Genomic DNA, 13,845 nt, shown 5'->3' with positions numbered 1-13,845 from the left:
CCTCAGTGGTCCATCGGCATCTTGCAGCGTGCATTGAGCATCACGAGTCACTGTTCAACCAATCGCCACAATGGTAATGTGGGTTCAGATGATGTCCATTGGAATCCTAAAACGTCCAACCTGATCCAGTGTTCATTGGTAGAAAGGATGGAGCTCAGGTCCCTGGCAAAATCCGCTGCCCAACTCGTGGTGAAGGCGATCATGGCTCGGAAAGCGAAGGACTTAACTGCCCTTGAAGTGTCACGACTGACCTGCCAGGGTCACCATGCCGTGGGAGGCGTTGCTGGGCTGTATTTGTATGTCACGGGCTCTGGTGCGAGATCCTGGGTGCTGCGCATCATGATCGGCGACAGGCGGCGGCACATGGGCCTTGGGAGTTTTCCAGAAGTCACACTTGCGCAAGCCAGATCAAAAGCCCGTGAAGCCAAAGACTGGCTGGATCAAGGGGTCGATCCGATTGAGCGTCGGACCGCACTCATGACCTCTTTGAAAGCACAGCAGGTGCTACCCATGACGTTCGAGCAGGCAGCCAATGCCTACATCGCAACACGCGAGAGTGAATGGAAGAACCTCAAGCACCGCAGTCAGTGGTCTTCCACTCTCAAGACCTACGCATATCCTCATATTGGAAATACGGCAGTTCAGGACGTATCGACTGAGCAGGTACTGTCCATCCTCAAACCGATATGGACCACCAAAGCAGAGACAGCTTCGCGCCTTCGGGGGCGGATTGAAGCAGTACTGGATTGGACGACCATTGGGGGACAGCGTAGTGGCGACAATCCAGCTCGATGGAGAGGGCACCTAGACGCGTTGCTGCCTCGACCATCCAAAGCCCGGGAGATCCAACTCCACGGCGGACATCCGGTCACCAACATGCCAGAGTTCATGTGCAACCTCCGCCGTCGCCCAGGAACTGCAGCACGTGCCCTCGAGTTTTGCATTCTCACTGCAGTCCCTAGCGATTGGGTGCTCATGGCCCGATGGGGTGAGATTGATTTGAGAGCTGGTGTCTGGACGGTGCCCGCTGAGCGTGCGGCGTTGGATGAACCGTATCGAATCCCACTTAGTAGCAGTGCGATATCTGTACTGAAGTCAGAGGTGCTTCACATTCCGCCAGACACTCACTTGGTCTTTGCAAAGGACAAAGAATCATCCCTCTCAGAGGCGATACTGGTTGACGTATTGAAACGGTTGAGTCTGGAGCTCTATCCCGACGACTTCAGGCGCACTTTCCGAGACTGGGCTGTTAATAAGGCCCGGTACCCCCAGAAACTCGTAGATATTTCATTGGCGAGTGCTGCCAAGAGAAATGAAAAATCATTAAAACCTGATGACGTTGAATTGGGGCAGAGAAGGGAAATGATGAACGAATGGGACCAATTTATCATGCAAAAAGCGTCGAAGATCGCTTTTCCGTTTGCTTTGAGAGCCTTTTGATCTATGAGCTCAGCCTATAAAGATGCCTCTAGTCGCTTAGAAAACATCGCTGGAAAATTCGGCTTGGCCCCTAAAAAGGTGCTCGCCAATTTATTGGAGCACGGTTTCAAGTTTTATGTTCAGATTCCGAGTGACCTTGTTGCGGTAGCTGTTAATAAACAGATCTTCGATGGCCATGGTGTGGATAACCGGCAAGCGTATGCAGTGCTGAATCACATCAGGCCATTCGTTCTGAAGTCAGCTCGGATGCTTGAGATTGATGCCGCAGGATTGCTGAACGCCAAGGATTTTTGGTGCACGGATTTTGCAATCGCTCTTCAACTCGAGGCGAAGCGCTGGGCTGCCTGCGATATTTTTTCAAGTTCATCTGAAACTGGCCGCCGCCTCACATTGGGTGGTGCAAATATCATTTTGCAACTCCGCCCATCCTCTGAAGAGTATTTTGGGGAGCGTTACAGTGATCTCCGGACTGCGGAGCCAATTCAGATAACCATTGATAATCTTCATGTGCATCCAGAGAAGGTGGGTGATGCGGAAGCTTTATTGCATGTTGACGGCAAAGAAGTCGATCCTCTATTGGATTTGAGTGCGCCTCACTTTTCAGAGGCTTTGATCGTACTGTGGGATATTTTTAGGGAGACCTGGTTCCTTCGAGACCTAACAGTTCAGGAAGTCCGTGATTGGAAACGCTCAGCCATCGTTGAATTGAAAGCCAGGTCGGAAGTTTTTAATTCGGCAAATTCAAGTGAAACAGCATTAAAATTTATTACTCCCCGTGACCTTGATTTGTATAAACGAAAGTGGACGGATGGCGTTGTAAAGCCCGCCGAGAACGGCGAGATTGATCCTCGTTTCGATTGTCTATTAAAAGCCTCGGATCATTTTTGGAAGCCGTATTTTGAAAAATCCGCTAAAAGCAATGGGCAAGTAAAAATTAAGAAAGTGAGCCAGGAAAATATTGCTCAGTACATTCGGGATTCCAATGGTGAGCTGTTTACTCAGGTTGAGAGTAAAGTGGCGGCTATGATTATTAATCCTTTTCCTGATCTTGCAAAGCGGAAGAGTCGCAAGAAGTCTTTGGAGGTAATCAAGCAGAATAAAACAATATTTGGTCCTAAGGTGCTGTCCGATTTATGATGCCTGTATTGCCAGAAATTTTCTGATCTCATCAGCCTCGCAGTGGAAAATTGTGGTTGAGCGCAATGTCTGCAACTCCATTGTCAATGTTCTGCCTAAACGACAAACAGACCAAGAGCCTATTGAGCCAAAACTGATGAATTCGCGTGAGAGGGTCTTTACACCACGCGCCGAGACGAGACTTGATGTGCTCGATTAGGATCATGCCGACCTCACATGCCGATTGGGGCTAGCGCCGAGTTCGCCTCGTTTTGATGTCCTGTTGTTGCCTGCCGACGTACTCCCCGCATCTGTCGTACCGAGGCGCGCGGCGTGTTCTACACATTGGGCAAAGTCCAACAGCTTGCGAAGTGTTCCAGGGATCTTGACGAGGTCACGGTGGCGAGCCTTGCTATGCCCGGACTTGTTATTGATCAATTGAAACGCGCGTTCGACTTTGAAACCGATGGGGGCGTTGACCAGCACAGATTGTCTTGGATTTGCGGTTCGCGCGCTTGTGTGCTGCATCTTGCGCTTGCCGTACTGTTTGACTGCATGCCCGTTGACTTCGATGCCCTACTGGTCATCGCGCTAGCTCATTCCCTGCTGGTTCACGTCGGCCACTAAATCTGTAGGTCTCCACGCACAAACACATGCGCTTGTGTCACGTCCTTGAAGTTGGCCGCTTTACTCACAGCCGAGCATGAGCCCCAAGCCCGGGTCTCCCCTTGTGCGCCTGCTATTTCTGAGATCCCAGTGGCTGCCCTATTGGTCAGGTACTTCGTTGGGGACTCGTCGGATTCAATTGCTTAGATTGCTTCTTCGTCACATCTCACCCGGGGTGCCAGAGTTGTGCAATTCCCCCTTGGTGACAAGCCTGACCGGGGTCATTGAGCGCATGCGGTCCTCTATGTATGACTAGCCGTTTGCTGACCTCTTCAGCTCATCTCCTCGTTATATGGCGGCAGAGATCTTTAGTTGCCAGGAAAGCAGAGTAAGAACCAAGAAGTTGTATGCCCGGCTCGTAGGCTTACGTGGCCTATGCTCACAGTGCTGGTATTTTATACAGTGAAAATTCCGAAGATGACGCTAAGTTGAGCTTTGGCGACCATTGAGTCTCTTTGAAAGGAGTCGCAATGACCACAACAACTTCCGGCATCTGCCGGTTAAACGAGCTAAAGGCTCTCACCGGCTTAGGCCGTTCCACGATCTATGCCAAGGGAAACCCCCGCAGTCGTCAGTATGACGAGAAGTTCCCGCGGAGAGTGCGCTTGGGGACCGCCAATAGCCGATCTGTTGGCTGGCCTCGGGCAGAGGTTCTCGCGTGGCTTGATCTGACGGCTACAACGCGACGTGTGGTGTGACTATGCACAAACCGCAAACCCCTAACGCGCTAGTTACTAGACGCTACATCACGACCGCCGACAATCAGGTCTTTGAACCTGGGCCGTATCCCGTTGAGCAATTTCCAGATCTCTTACGTGAAGTCTTAATTGAAATTTCCCAACGGCGGGGCTTGAAGCCCCAGCTTATCGGAGGAGCACTCCTTGCTGCTTGCGCCGCTGCGCATCAACCTGCCATCAAGGTGCAAGGGTCCAATGCCCAAACTGTCGGATTGAACTTGAGTGTCCTGACAATCGGGATTCGCGGAGCGGGTAAGACGACCGTCGATGATTTGCTTTTTTTTCCTGAGAGAGTATCAGAGTGAGCAAGATAAAATTCATGAAAAGGCGTTGAAGACGCACGAAATTAAAATTCGAATTCATAAAATAAAGGTTCGCTTAATCGATAAATTCATTAATCAATGCGTCAATCAAGGTAAGGACTATGATGATTATGAAAGAGATCAGGAGGAACTCCAGGAAAAAGAGCCGCGACTGCCAAAGGAGGAAAATGTATTAATTCAGGATGCAACTCTTGCTGGAATTCTTGAGGTTTTGAACAAAGGAATTCCTGTAACTACCATCAGTATTGCGGAGGCAGAGAGATTTTTTTCTGGTAAATCCAAAGGAGACTTGGCGACGCTCAATGATCTTCACGATCCTTCCTCACATATGTCTGTTCTTCGGAAGGGATGTAAAATGGTATTTGAGGAGCCTGTCGTAACTCAAAACTACTCGATCCAACATGATGCAGTAAAAAAGTACATTCAGCGGTCTCGTGAAATGGGCAATGTTGGGCGTGCCCTCATTTGTGAAATTTCCGAGATCCCTGAGACAGTTGCAGAATCCAATGCTCCCTTTAAGGCTCTGCCATTGCTTCAGGCCAAGCTAGCAGATTTTTTAAGTATTGGAATGAGGAGAAGGCATGATGATAATTTTAAATTTGATGTTATCATGACTTCTCCGAGCGCCGACATGATGTTTGTTGAGTATTTCGCAAAGCTGCGTGAGTCCATCAAACCGGGAGGGCGCTTTAGCGATGTTGATGATGCTGTCGCGAAGATGAGAGCTAATGCCCTAAAAATCGCAGGGATTTTTCATCTGATGGGGGGAAAAACTGGATTCATCGAAGGCGACACCATGAAAGCAGCGCTCCACGTTTGTACTTGGTATCTGCTCGAGTTCCAACGCCTCTTTGGCCGAATCGGTGAACTGAGCGACGAGCAAACCTACGCACGAGTGCTTGAGGAATGGCTATGGGCTCGCTTCAAAGTAAAAAGGGCCATGTTCAACGTCAGAGTGGGGGAGGTCAGGGACATGGGGCCTAATTGTTTCAGGCCACCGAAGCGAGAGAATTTGGACTTGGCGATCCGCGCGCTGGAAAAGAAAGGTGTTGTTGAGGTGCAGGATATTAGGGGGGAAATGCAATTGAAAATTAATCGCGAGTATTTTCTGACAAATCCAGCCCCTGGCAATGTGCTGAATCTGATGAAGGATTTTGCTTACTTGGACAGTCCGAACGGACGGTATGGCCTTGGATCCAGAAGTTACCAGCCGCCGACGATTGGGAGGGGCTGATATGTGGGTAGGGGCAACTGTAGATGGTTGCCTCCTTCCCTCGGTGCTCTTCAGCCTAGGATTGAGTTGCAATGGACCGCAGTTGTTGCTGGCGATGCCGACGATGACACTCCCAAAGCCGCCTTGTCAGGCGGCTTTGTCATTGTGGGGCGCTCATCTTTTCTATCGCTCTAAGTATGGAGGCAATGTTGCGTCCGATGGCTCACCAAGCGTCCTTGCGAAGCTAGTTGATGCTGCGCCCGCCGAGGTGTTGATAGCAACGCACGAGTGTCCCGCGTGCACGACCCGGTCCAGATTCAATAGCAGCCAACAGGGTGCGATCAGATAAAGGGAAAGGGTCTCAGGCCACTGATAGGTTAGGCTGAGATGGAACTGGCTGAAAACACAGTGTTTCTGTATACTGGATAAACAATCAGTATTTCATCCAGCCTTATCCGGAGCATGCCATGACCGTCCAGCAAAAGTACCGCCAGTACAGTACGCCTCCTCGCGTGTCTTCGCCCACATGGCTGCGAAAGGTCTGGGGCTGGCTGTGAGCATTGGCCATACGGTGTGGCAGATGCATCGGGCCGACATCCACGTGAACTCGTGGATGGGTCCGCGACAGTGTTCAGTCTGTGCGGGATCCGCATCGACTTGGCCAGGACTGACTCATGTAAGGTGAGGTTCCATGGCCACTGGTAGGCCGGGGGGCTGACTCCAGCGTTCCGATATTGGTCGGCGATTTGCGTCCTAGCTCCGTCCAGGCCGGGTTCCCATCGCCCGCAGAAGACAATATGGTTCAGCGTGTGGATCTGATGGCCGAACTGATTAAACATCCACAAGCCAGCTTCCTGCTGCGCATCCGTGGGGAGTCCATGCGTGATGTCGGCATCTTTGACGGGGACGTGGTGTTGGTAGATCGCGCCATCACCCCCCCGCTCTGGTCATGTGGTCGTCGCTGTTGTCGAAAACGAATTCGTCTGCAAAACCTTGCAGATAAGGGCAGGGCGCATCAAACTCAAAGCCGCCAACCCCACGTACCCCGACCTCGTTCCCAAAGAAAGCCAGACTGTTCAGGTGTGGGGCGTCGTGGTAGCCGCCATCAAACAGTTCAAGGCCTGACCAACGTGTACGCCCTGATCGATGGCAATAATTTCTACGTGTCCTGCGAACGCGTATTCAGACCGGACCTTAACGACCGTCCCGTCGTGGTGCTGTCCAACAATGACGGCTGCGCCATCGCCCGCAGCAACGAAGCCAAAGCGCTGGGTATCAAGATGGGGGCCCCCTGGTTCCAGATCAAACATCTGGAAGAAGAAGCTGGTCTGGTAGCCCCGTCAGCCAACTTCTCTCTCTACGGAGATATGAGCGACCGCATGATGAGTCTCGTGGCGGGATTAGGCCACCAGCAGGAGGTCTATTCCATCGACGAGAGCTTTATCGATCTCGCAGGCATTCGGGGAGACATGATCCGAAGAAGCCGACTCATCAGGCAGAGGCTATTGCAATGGACCGGCATCCCCACCTGCATCGGTATCGGCCCCACAAAAACCCTGGCCAAACTGGCCAACCACATCGCCAAAACTGCCGAACGCAAACCCGGTGTCTATCCCGAGCGCTTTCCAGGTCATGGTCCAGACGGCTCCATCGCCCAGATTTGCCACCTGGGGATACTCAGTGACGACGACAAACGAACCTTGTTCGAACGCACCGCTGTGACTGAAGTCTGAGGGGGTGAGGCCACAAATCGGCAGACAGTTGAAAGACATCGACATCGCCACCGTTCAAGATCTGGTGCAACTCGACCCAGTGGTGGTTGCCAGACGTTGGTCAGTAGTTCTGGAACGCACCGTGCGAGAGCTGCAAGGCATACTCTGCATAGACTTGGAAAACGCCCCCTTGCCTATACAGCAGATCGCCTGCACCCGCAGCTTCGGTCACCCTGTGACTGAACAGGCAGAACTGGCGCAGGCGATTACAGAGTTCGCGTCGCGTGCTGCTGAAAAGCTCCGGCGCCAAAAGCAGCAGGCCAGCCAGATTCTCACCTTCGTGAGAACCAGCCCGTTCAGGCGTCAGGACGATCAATACTCCCTTTCCATGGCCTTGGCTCTGGTGCGTCCCACGCTGAACACCGGTGTGCCGGTCAACGCCCCATTGGAAACCCTCAAGGCCATCTATCGCCCAGGCTTCAACTACGCAAAAGCCGGAGTATTGCTGTTGGACCTCATGCCGGAAGGATTTGTGCAGGGTGAACTGGCCTGGGGTGAGCCTTCATCCGCAACGGGCCGAGACACCAAAGACCGCAGTCGAGTGATGAGTGCTATCGACAACCTGAACACCCGCTATGGCCGAGGAACTGTCAAACTGGCAAGTGGTGGTATCGAACATGGCCGCTTGCTCCAACTAGGAGCCGTACAATCCAGCTGGAAGATGAAGCAGGAGAGGCGCACGCCGCGCTACACCACCCACTGGCAGGAGTTGGCTGTCGTTAAAGGCTGACTGACCTGCTTCGGTCCGGACGAATCAATTCCGCCAGAAGGCAGAACAGCGGATACTCCTTCATGCGGAACTACCCTCAGGTGCATCCAGTAGGAGGAACAAGGTTTCAAGCGCTTGCCGCTTCTCTTCCATATAGTCATGCCCGTCATAGTGACGGTTCTGTACCCCGCTGATACCGTGCGACTGCAAGCGGCCACGATCATCTGAGCTGATACGAGCGCGGGCAAGAATGGTCTCCACACCTGAACGAATACGCTTTGCTTGGAAGTCGGCCAGCGTGGTGGCATCGACTGCCCACGCGCTCAGTGTGGTCGCGGCAAGGTGAGTAACGCCTTTGTCGGTGCTCAAGGCATAGGTGCCTTGTGGCTCGCACTCCTGCAGCGCAGTCGCTGCTTGAGGAATCAGCGGCACCGTATGTGGGCGGGGAGGCTTGCCAGGTCTACCCTTGCCATCGAAGAGCACGATGCTTTCAGCCGTTACGTTTTCCGTACGCAGTTTCACCAGTTGCGCGATGCGTTGCCCACCAGTTAGGAGATGTAGCCTCAGGACCGCACCCCGAAATCCTGGCAGGAGCTTGATGGCTTGCCAGTAGGAACGAAGCTCCTCAGTTGTCAGGGGGCGCTTGTCAGCCTTGTTGGCGCTTTCGTCGGGTTCTGTGTCTGCCGCAGGGTTGTGGGTGACGTTGTAGCTTTTGAACTTCACCGGAATGCTGGGTTTGGAGCGTGCAGCCTTCGCGGTCTGGTATGCAGCCCTGATATAGCTGCGCAGCTTGTTACTTGTGCGAGCTTTTCCCTGCTCAATTACCTGGCGCATCATGTCTGCTATCTGTTCTCCAGTCACTTCATTGGCAGGCAGGGCAGCGATCTTGGGCCATGCCTCCAGCACATGCAGCTTGAAGATGCTTCGGGCGTCACTGTGCGAATCGCGTTCCAGGGCTTTCAGGTGGTCGCAGTAGTCAGTCAACAGCGCCTGCAATGTGAACTTTGCAGCTTCTAGCTTTGCTGTTTCGGCCTTGTCCTTCGCCTCCTGCTCCGCCGCCTTCACGCCAGCGAATCCACCGTTGGCTAGATTGGCATGGTGCTGCTCTGCAAGGGCCTCCGCAGCACGCATTGCGGCCAAGACAGAAAACCCCTTGCCTGTCGGCTTCAGGCTTTTGGGCGGTGCGCTCGGGTCGTATATGCCGATCACTTCGCGAGCAGTCTTGCCGTTGATCGTGACGCGCCAGTAGAAGGTGACGGCACCAGATGCTAGTTTTCGTACCTCCAACGATCCTGACGGGATCACTTTGCCCATTTTCAGGAACTGCCCTGGCGACAGTTCGTTGATACTTTGTCCGCTGGTTTTCGTAGCCATGATCTAAGTCCGTTTGCCACCCTGGTGACAGTCTGGTGACAGTTTGAGCGTGAATGGTATCACCCACTAACGGACTGATTTGGACAATAAATCTATTAAAAACAAAGGTTTATGGTGCTGGTGACAGTCCAGCAATGTCCATTGTTGTCTAGCTTTTGGGGACTTTTAATCCGTTGGTCACTGGTTCGAATCCAGTACGTCCTACCAAGTACATGAGGCCCTGTAGCAATACAGGGCCTTTTTTGTTGCCCCTGGTACCCTGGCAGGCAGGGAGCAGGGGCGGTGTGGGGTCAGGGTGGCGTCGAGCGGTTGCCAGTGCTGGGCGCAAACAGGTCCCAGGTGGCAATGAACAGCGCCGCAATCACGGGCCCGATGACGAAGCCGGTCAGGCCGAACAGAGCCATGCCGCCCAGGGTCGAGATCAGCACGACATAGTCGGGCATCTTGGTGTCCTTGCCGACGAGGATGGGACGCAGCACGTTGTCCACCAAGCCGATCACGAACACACCGTAGGCGATCAGCACCACGCCCTGCCACACCGCACCCGTGGCGAGGAAGTAGATGGCCACCGGCAGCCAGATGAGGCCTGCGCCCACGGCCGGCAGCAGTGACAGGAAGGCCATCAGCACGCCCCACAGCACGGGCCCCTGGATGCCCAGGATCCAGAAGATCAGGCCGCCCAGGGCGCCTTGCGAGGCCGCCACGACGATGTTGCCTTTGACCGTGGCGCGGATCACGGTGGTGAACTTGTCCACCAGTTGGCGCTTGTGGGCTTCGTCGAGCGGTGTGGCTTGGCCAATGCGCAGGGCCAGGCTGTTGCCGTCGCGCAGCAGGAAGAACAGCAGGTACAGCATGATGCCGAAGCTCACCACGAACTCCAGGGTGTTCTGGCCGATGCTCAGGGCCTGCGCGGCGACGAACTGGCTGGCTTGCACGGCCACCGAGGAGAATTTCTCCTGCAGTTCGGATACGGACGTGAGATTCAGGCGTTCGAGCAGGTTCACGGCCCAGCCGGGCAGGGCCGAGATGATCTGCTGCAGGTACAGCCCGAAGTTGAGTTGCCCAGAGCGCATGCGCTCGTAGACCACGGTGGCTTCCTGGATGAGCGAGATCGTGATCGCTGTCATGGGCAGGATCACGACGACCAGGCATAGCGCCAGCGTGCTCAGGGCTGCGAGGTTGGTGCGCCGGGGCATGCGCCGCAGCAGCTTGCGGTGCAGGGGGGCAAACAGGATGGCGAGAATCACGCCCCAGAAGACGGCCCCATGAAACTGCCAGAGAATGGCCCCGAAGGCCACGGTGACAAGGATCAGCAGCAGCAGAAAGGCTTTGGACTGGAGGTTGGCAGGCGTCATGTTGTGTGTGGCAAAGGAATACACGCAATGTAAGCGAGCCGCGCCCGATGCCCCAGATGGAGACTGCTTTTTTGGCCCCTGCAAGACCCGCAAAGTTGGGTAGTTGGCGGTTCGGTGGCACAATGGCGCCCGCAACCAGGCCCTTCCCCAGCCACTGTCGCATCCGCCAATCGGTTCAGCCGTGTCGCGGAAGGTTTCTCAACCAGCTAATGCTTTCCCAAGGAAAGCGGAGGTCAGCGGAATATGAGCGATACGACATCCGTCTATCAAGCCTACCAAGGCAACACCTACCTCTTCGGCGGCAACGCGCCGTATGTCGAAGAGATGTACGAAAACTACCTTGCCAACCCAGGTAGCGTGCCAGACAACTGGCGCGAGTACTTTGACGCACTGCAAAATGTGCCTGCAGTGGACGGCAGCAATGCCAAGGACGTCCCGCACCTCCCCGTCATCAATGCCTTTGCCGAGCGTGCAAAGCAGGGCGGCACCAAGGTCGTCGTCGCCACGGGCGCCGACTCCGAACTGGGCCGCAAGCGCACCGCCGTTCAGCAGCTGATTGCCGCATACCGCAACGTGGGCCAGCGCTGGGCCGATCTGGACCCCCTCAAGCGCACCGAGCGCCCCGCGATCCCTGAACTCGAACCGTCGTTCTACGGGTTCAGCGACTCCGACCAGGAAGTCGTGTTCAACACCAGCAACACGTTCTTCGGCAAGGAATCGATGCCGCTGCGCGAACTGATCAACGCCCTGCGCGAAACGTATTGCGGCTCCATCGGTGCCGAGTACATGTACGCCACCGACCAGAACCAGAAGCGCTGGTGGCAGGAAAAGCTGGAAACCATCCGCAGCAAGCCCAGCTTCGGTGCAGACAAGAAAAAGCAGATTCTCGACCGCCTGACGGCTGCTGAAGGCCTGGAGCGCTTCCTGCACACCAAGTACGTCGGCCAGAAGCGTTTCTCGCTCGAAGGTGGCGAAAGCTTCATCGCCGCGATGGACGAGCTGATCCAGTCTGCCGGCGCCAAGGGCGTGCAGGAAATCGTGATCGGCATGGCCCACCGCGGCCGCCTGAACGTGCTCGTCAATTCGCTGGGCAAGATGCCCAAGGACCTGTTCGCCGAGTTCGACCACACCGCACCCGAAGACCTGCCATCGGGCGACGTGAAGTACCACCAAGGCTTCAGCTCCGACGTGACCACCCCTGGCGGCCCGGTCCACCTGTCGCTGGCGTTCAATCCTTCCCACCTGGAAATCGTGAACCCCGTGGTCGAAGGCTCGGTGCGTGCCCGCATGGACCGCCGCGCCGACCCCCAGGGCAAGCAGGTGCTGCCCGTGCTGGTGCACGGCGACGCGGCCTTTGCCGGCCAGGGCGTGAACCAGGAAACGCTGGCACTGGCACAGACCCGTGGTTATTCCACGGGCGGTACGGTGCACATCATCATCAACAACCAGATCGGTTTCACCACGTCCGACCCGCGCGATGCACGCTCGACGCTGTATTGCACCGACATCGTGAAGATGGTCGAGTCGCCCGTGCTGCACGTGAACGGCGACGACCCTGAAGCCGTAGTGCTGGCCACCCAGCTCGCCCTGGAGTTCCGCATGGAGTTCCAGAAGGACGTGGTCGTGGACATCATCTGCTTCCGCAAGCTGGGCCACAACGAGCAGGACACACCTGCTCTGACGCAGCCGCTGATGTACAAGAAGATCGGTCAGCACCCCGGCACGCGCAAGCTGTATGCCGACAAGCTGGCCACGCAAGGCCTGGGCGAGACGCTGGGCGACGACATGGTCAAGGCCTACCGCGCCGCCATGGACTCGGGCAAGCACACCATCGACCCCGTGCTGACCAACTTCAAGAGCAAGTACGCCGTGGACTGGAGCCCGTTCCTGGGCAAGAAGTGGACGGACGCTGGCGACACGGCCATCCCCCTGGCCGAGTGGAAGCGCCTGGCCGAGAAGATCACCACCATCCCCGAGAGCGTGACGCCGCACCAGCTGGTCAAGAAGGTGTACGACGACCGCGCTGCGATGGGCCGTGGCGACATCCCCGTGGACTGGGGCATGGGCGAGCACATGGCTTTCGCCTCCCTGGTGGCCAGTGGCTTCCCGGTGCGCTTGTCGGGCGAAGACTGCGGCCGCGGTACCTTCACGCACCGCCACTCGGTCATCCATGACCAAAAGCGCGAGAAGTGGGACATCGGCACCTACGTGCCACTGCAGAACGTGAGCGAGAACCAGGCTCCGTTCGTCGTGATCGACTCCATCCTGTCCGAAGAGGCGGTGCTGGGCTTCGAATACGGCTATGCGTCCAACGACCCCAACACGCTGGTGATCTGGGAAGCCCAGTTCGGCGACTTCGCCAACGGCGCGCAGGTCGTGATCGACCAGTTCATCGCCTCCGGCGAAGTGAAGTGGGGCCGCGTGAACGGCATCACGCTGATGCTGCCGCACGGCTACGAAGGCCAGGGCCCCGAGCACAGCTCGGCACGCCTGGAGCGCTTCATGCAGCTGTCGGCCGATGCCAACATGCAGGTGGTGCAACCGACGACGGCGAGCCAGATCTTCCACATCCTGCGCCGCCAGATGGTGCGCGATCTGCGCAAGCCGCTGATCATCATGACGCCCAAGTCGCTGCTGCGCAACAAGGACGCCACCTCGCCGCTGTCCGAGTTCACCAAGGGCAGCTTCCAGACGGTGATCCCTGAGCAGGACGAGGCCATCGTGAAGAAGGCCGCCAAGGTCAAGCGGGTGATCGCCTGCTCCGGCAAGGTGTACTACGACCTCGTGAAGAAGCGCACCGAGCGTGAAGACGACGACGTGGCCATCATCCGCGTGGAACAGCTGTACCCGTTCCCGCACAAGGCCTTTGCTGCAGAGCTCAAGAAGTACCCCAACGCGACGGACATCGTGTGGTGCCAGGACGAGCCACAGAACCAGGGCGCCTGGTTCTTCATCCAGCACAACATCCACGAGAACATGCTCGAAGGCCAGAAGCTGGGTTACTCCGGCCGCGCGGCATCGGCGTCGCCTGCGGTGGGTTATTCGCACCTGCACCAGGAACAGCAAAAGGCGCTGGTCGACGGCGCATTTGCCAAGCTCAAGGGGTTTGTCCTGACCAAGTAAGGCCAGCTACCCGAACG

10 protein-coding genes are annotated in these 13,845 nt (G+C 56.0%); 8 read left to right on the top strand and 2 right to left on the bottom strand.

Annotated elements, in window-relative coordinates; all coding sequences use genetic code 11:
• Window positions 1-33 precede the first annotated feature (33 nt).
• The 7 genes from ACSQ3D_RS23520 (at window position 34) to ACSQ3D_RS23490 (ending at window position 7,997) form a co-directional block, all read left to right on the top strand.
• The gene (locus tag ACSQ3D_RS23520) at window positions 34-1,440 is read left to right on the top strand and encodes a tyrosine-type recombinase/integrase (RefSeq protein WP_124513999.1); all 1,407 of its coding nucleotides are present in this window, start codon (window positions 34-36) and stop codon (window positions 1,438-1,440) included.
• 3 nt (window positions 1,441-1,443) lie between these two features.
• Window positions 1,444-2,577: a hypothetical protein gene (locus ACSQ3D_RS23515; RefSeq protein ID WP_146186019.1), complete on the top strand. Its 1,134-nt coding sequence runs from the start codon at window positions 1,444-1,446 to the stop codon at window positions 2,575-2,577.
• Between the two features lie 312 nt (window positions 2,578-2,889).
• Window positions 2,890-3,183, top strand: a complete 294-nt coding sequence (locus ACSQ3D_RS23510) for a hypothetical protein (RefSeq protein WP_056419743.1) — start codon at window positions 2,890-2,892, stop codon at window positions 3,181-3,183.
• A gap of 509 nt (window positions 3,184-3,692) precedes the next feature.
• Complete coding sequence (locus ACSQ3D_RS23505; RefSeq protein WP_082493275.1) at window positions 3,693-3,920, top strand: helix-turn-helix transcriptional regulator; 228 nt, start codon at window positions 3,693-3,695, stop codon at window positions 3,918-3,920.
• 306 nt (window positions 3,921-4,226) lie between these two features.
• Window positions 4,227-5,516, top strand: coding sequence for a DUF3987 domain-containing protein (locus ACSQ3D_RS23500; RefSeq protein ID WP_436128526.1), 1,290 nt, complete (start codon window positions 4,227-4,229; stop codon window positions 5,514-5,516).
• Window positions 5,517-6,313: 797 nt separating this feature from the next.
• Window positions 6,314-7,228: a S24 family peptidase gene (locus ACSQ3D_RS23495; RefSeq protein WP_436128525.1), complete on the top strand. Its 915-nt coding sequence runs from the start codon at window positions 6,314-6,316 to the stop codon at window positions 7,226-7,228.
• A gap of 28 nt (window positions 7,229-7,256) precedes the next feature.
• Window positions 7,257-7,997, top strand: coding sequence for a DUF4113 domain-containing protein (locus ACSQ3D_RS23490; protein WP_326938734.1), 741 nt, complete (start codon window positions 7,257-7,259; stop codon window positions 7,995-7,997).
• A 60-nt stretch (window positions 7,998-8,057) separates the two neighbouring features.
• Here ACSQ3D_RS23490 and ACSQ3D_RS23485 read toward each other — a convergent pair whose 3' ends face one another.
• On the bottom strand, window positions 8,058-9,350 hold the full coding sequence (locus tag ACSQ3D_RS23485; RefSeq protein WP_056419748.1) for a tyrosine-type recombinase/integrase: 1,293 nt from the start codon (window positions 9,348-9,350) through the stop codon (window positions 8,058-8,060).
• Window positions 9,351-9,640: 290 nt separating this feature from the next.
• Window positions 9,641-10,705, bottom strand: a complete 1,065-nt coding sequence (locus ACSQ3D_RS23480) for an AI-2E family transporter (RefSeq protein ID WP_396505230.1) — start codon at window positions 10,703-10,705, stop codon at window positions 9,641-9,643.
• 243 nt (window positions 10,706-10,948) lie between these two features.
• On the opposite strand from ACSQ3D_RS23480, the gene ACSQ3D_RS23475 reads away from it, so the two are divergent.
• Complete coding sequence (locus tag ACSQ3D_RS23475; protein ID WP_056419757.1) at window positions 10,949-13,828, top strand: 2-oxoglutarate dehydrogenase E1 component; 2,880 nt, start codon at window positions 10,949-10,951, stop codon at window positions 13,826-13,828.
• The last annotated feature ends 17 nt before the right edge of the window (window positions 13,829-13,845 follow it).

The organism is Acidovorax sp. LjRoot117 (assembly GCF_964252695.1).
Lineage (GTDB): Bacteria > Pseudomonadota > Gammaproteobacteria > Burkholderiales > Burkholderiaceae_C > Acidovorax.
This window is presented reverse-complemented; position numbering and strand designations above follow the sequence as displayed.

Coding starts and splice junctions, on each gene's coding strand:
- ACSQ3D_RS23515 (WP_146186019.1), top strand. CDS start 1,444: ATGAGCTCAGCCTATAAAGATGCCTCTAGTCGCTTAGAAAACATCGCT.
- ACSQ3D_RS23505 (WP_082493275.1), top strand. CDS start 3,693: ATGACCACAACAACTTCCGGCATCTGCCGGTTAAACGAGCTAAAGGCT.
- ACSQ3D_RS23500 (WP_436128526.1), top strand. CDS start 4,227: ATGATTTGCTTTTTTTTCCTGAGAGAGTATCAGAGTGAGCAAGATAAA.
- ACSQ3D_RS23495 (WP_436128525.1), top strand. CDS start 6,314: ATGGCCGAACTGATTAAACATCCACAAGCCAGCTTCCTGCTGCGCATC.
- ACSQ3D_RS23485 (WP_056419748.1), bottom strand. CDS start 9,350: ATGGCTACGAAAACCAGCGGACAAAGTATCAACGAACTGTCGCCAGGG.
- ACSQ3D_RS23480 (WP_396505230.1), bottom strand. CDS start 10,705: ATGACGCCTGCCAACCTCCAGTCCAAAGCCTTTCTGCTGCTGCTGATC.
- ACSQ3D_RS23475 (WP_056419757.1), top strand. CDS start 10,949: ATGAGCGATACGACATCCGTCTATCAAGCCTACCAAGGCAACACCTAC.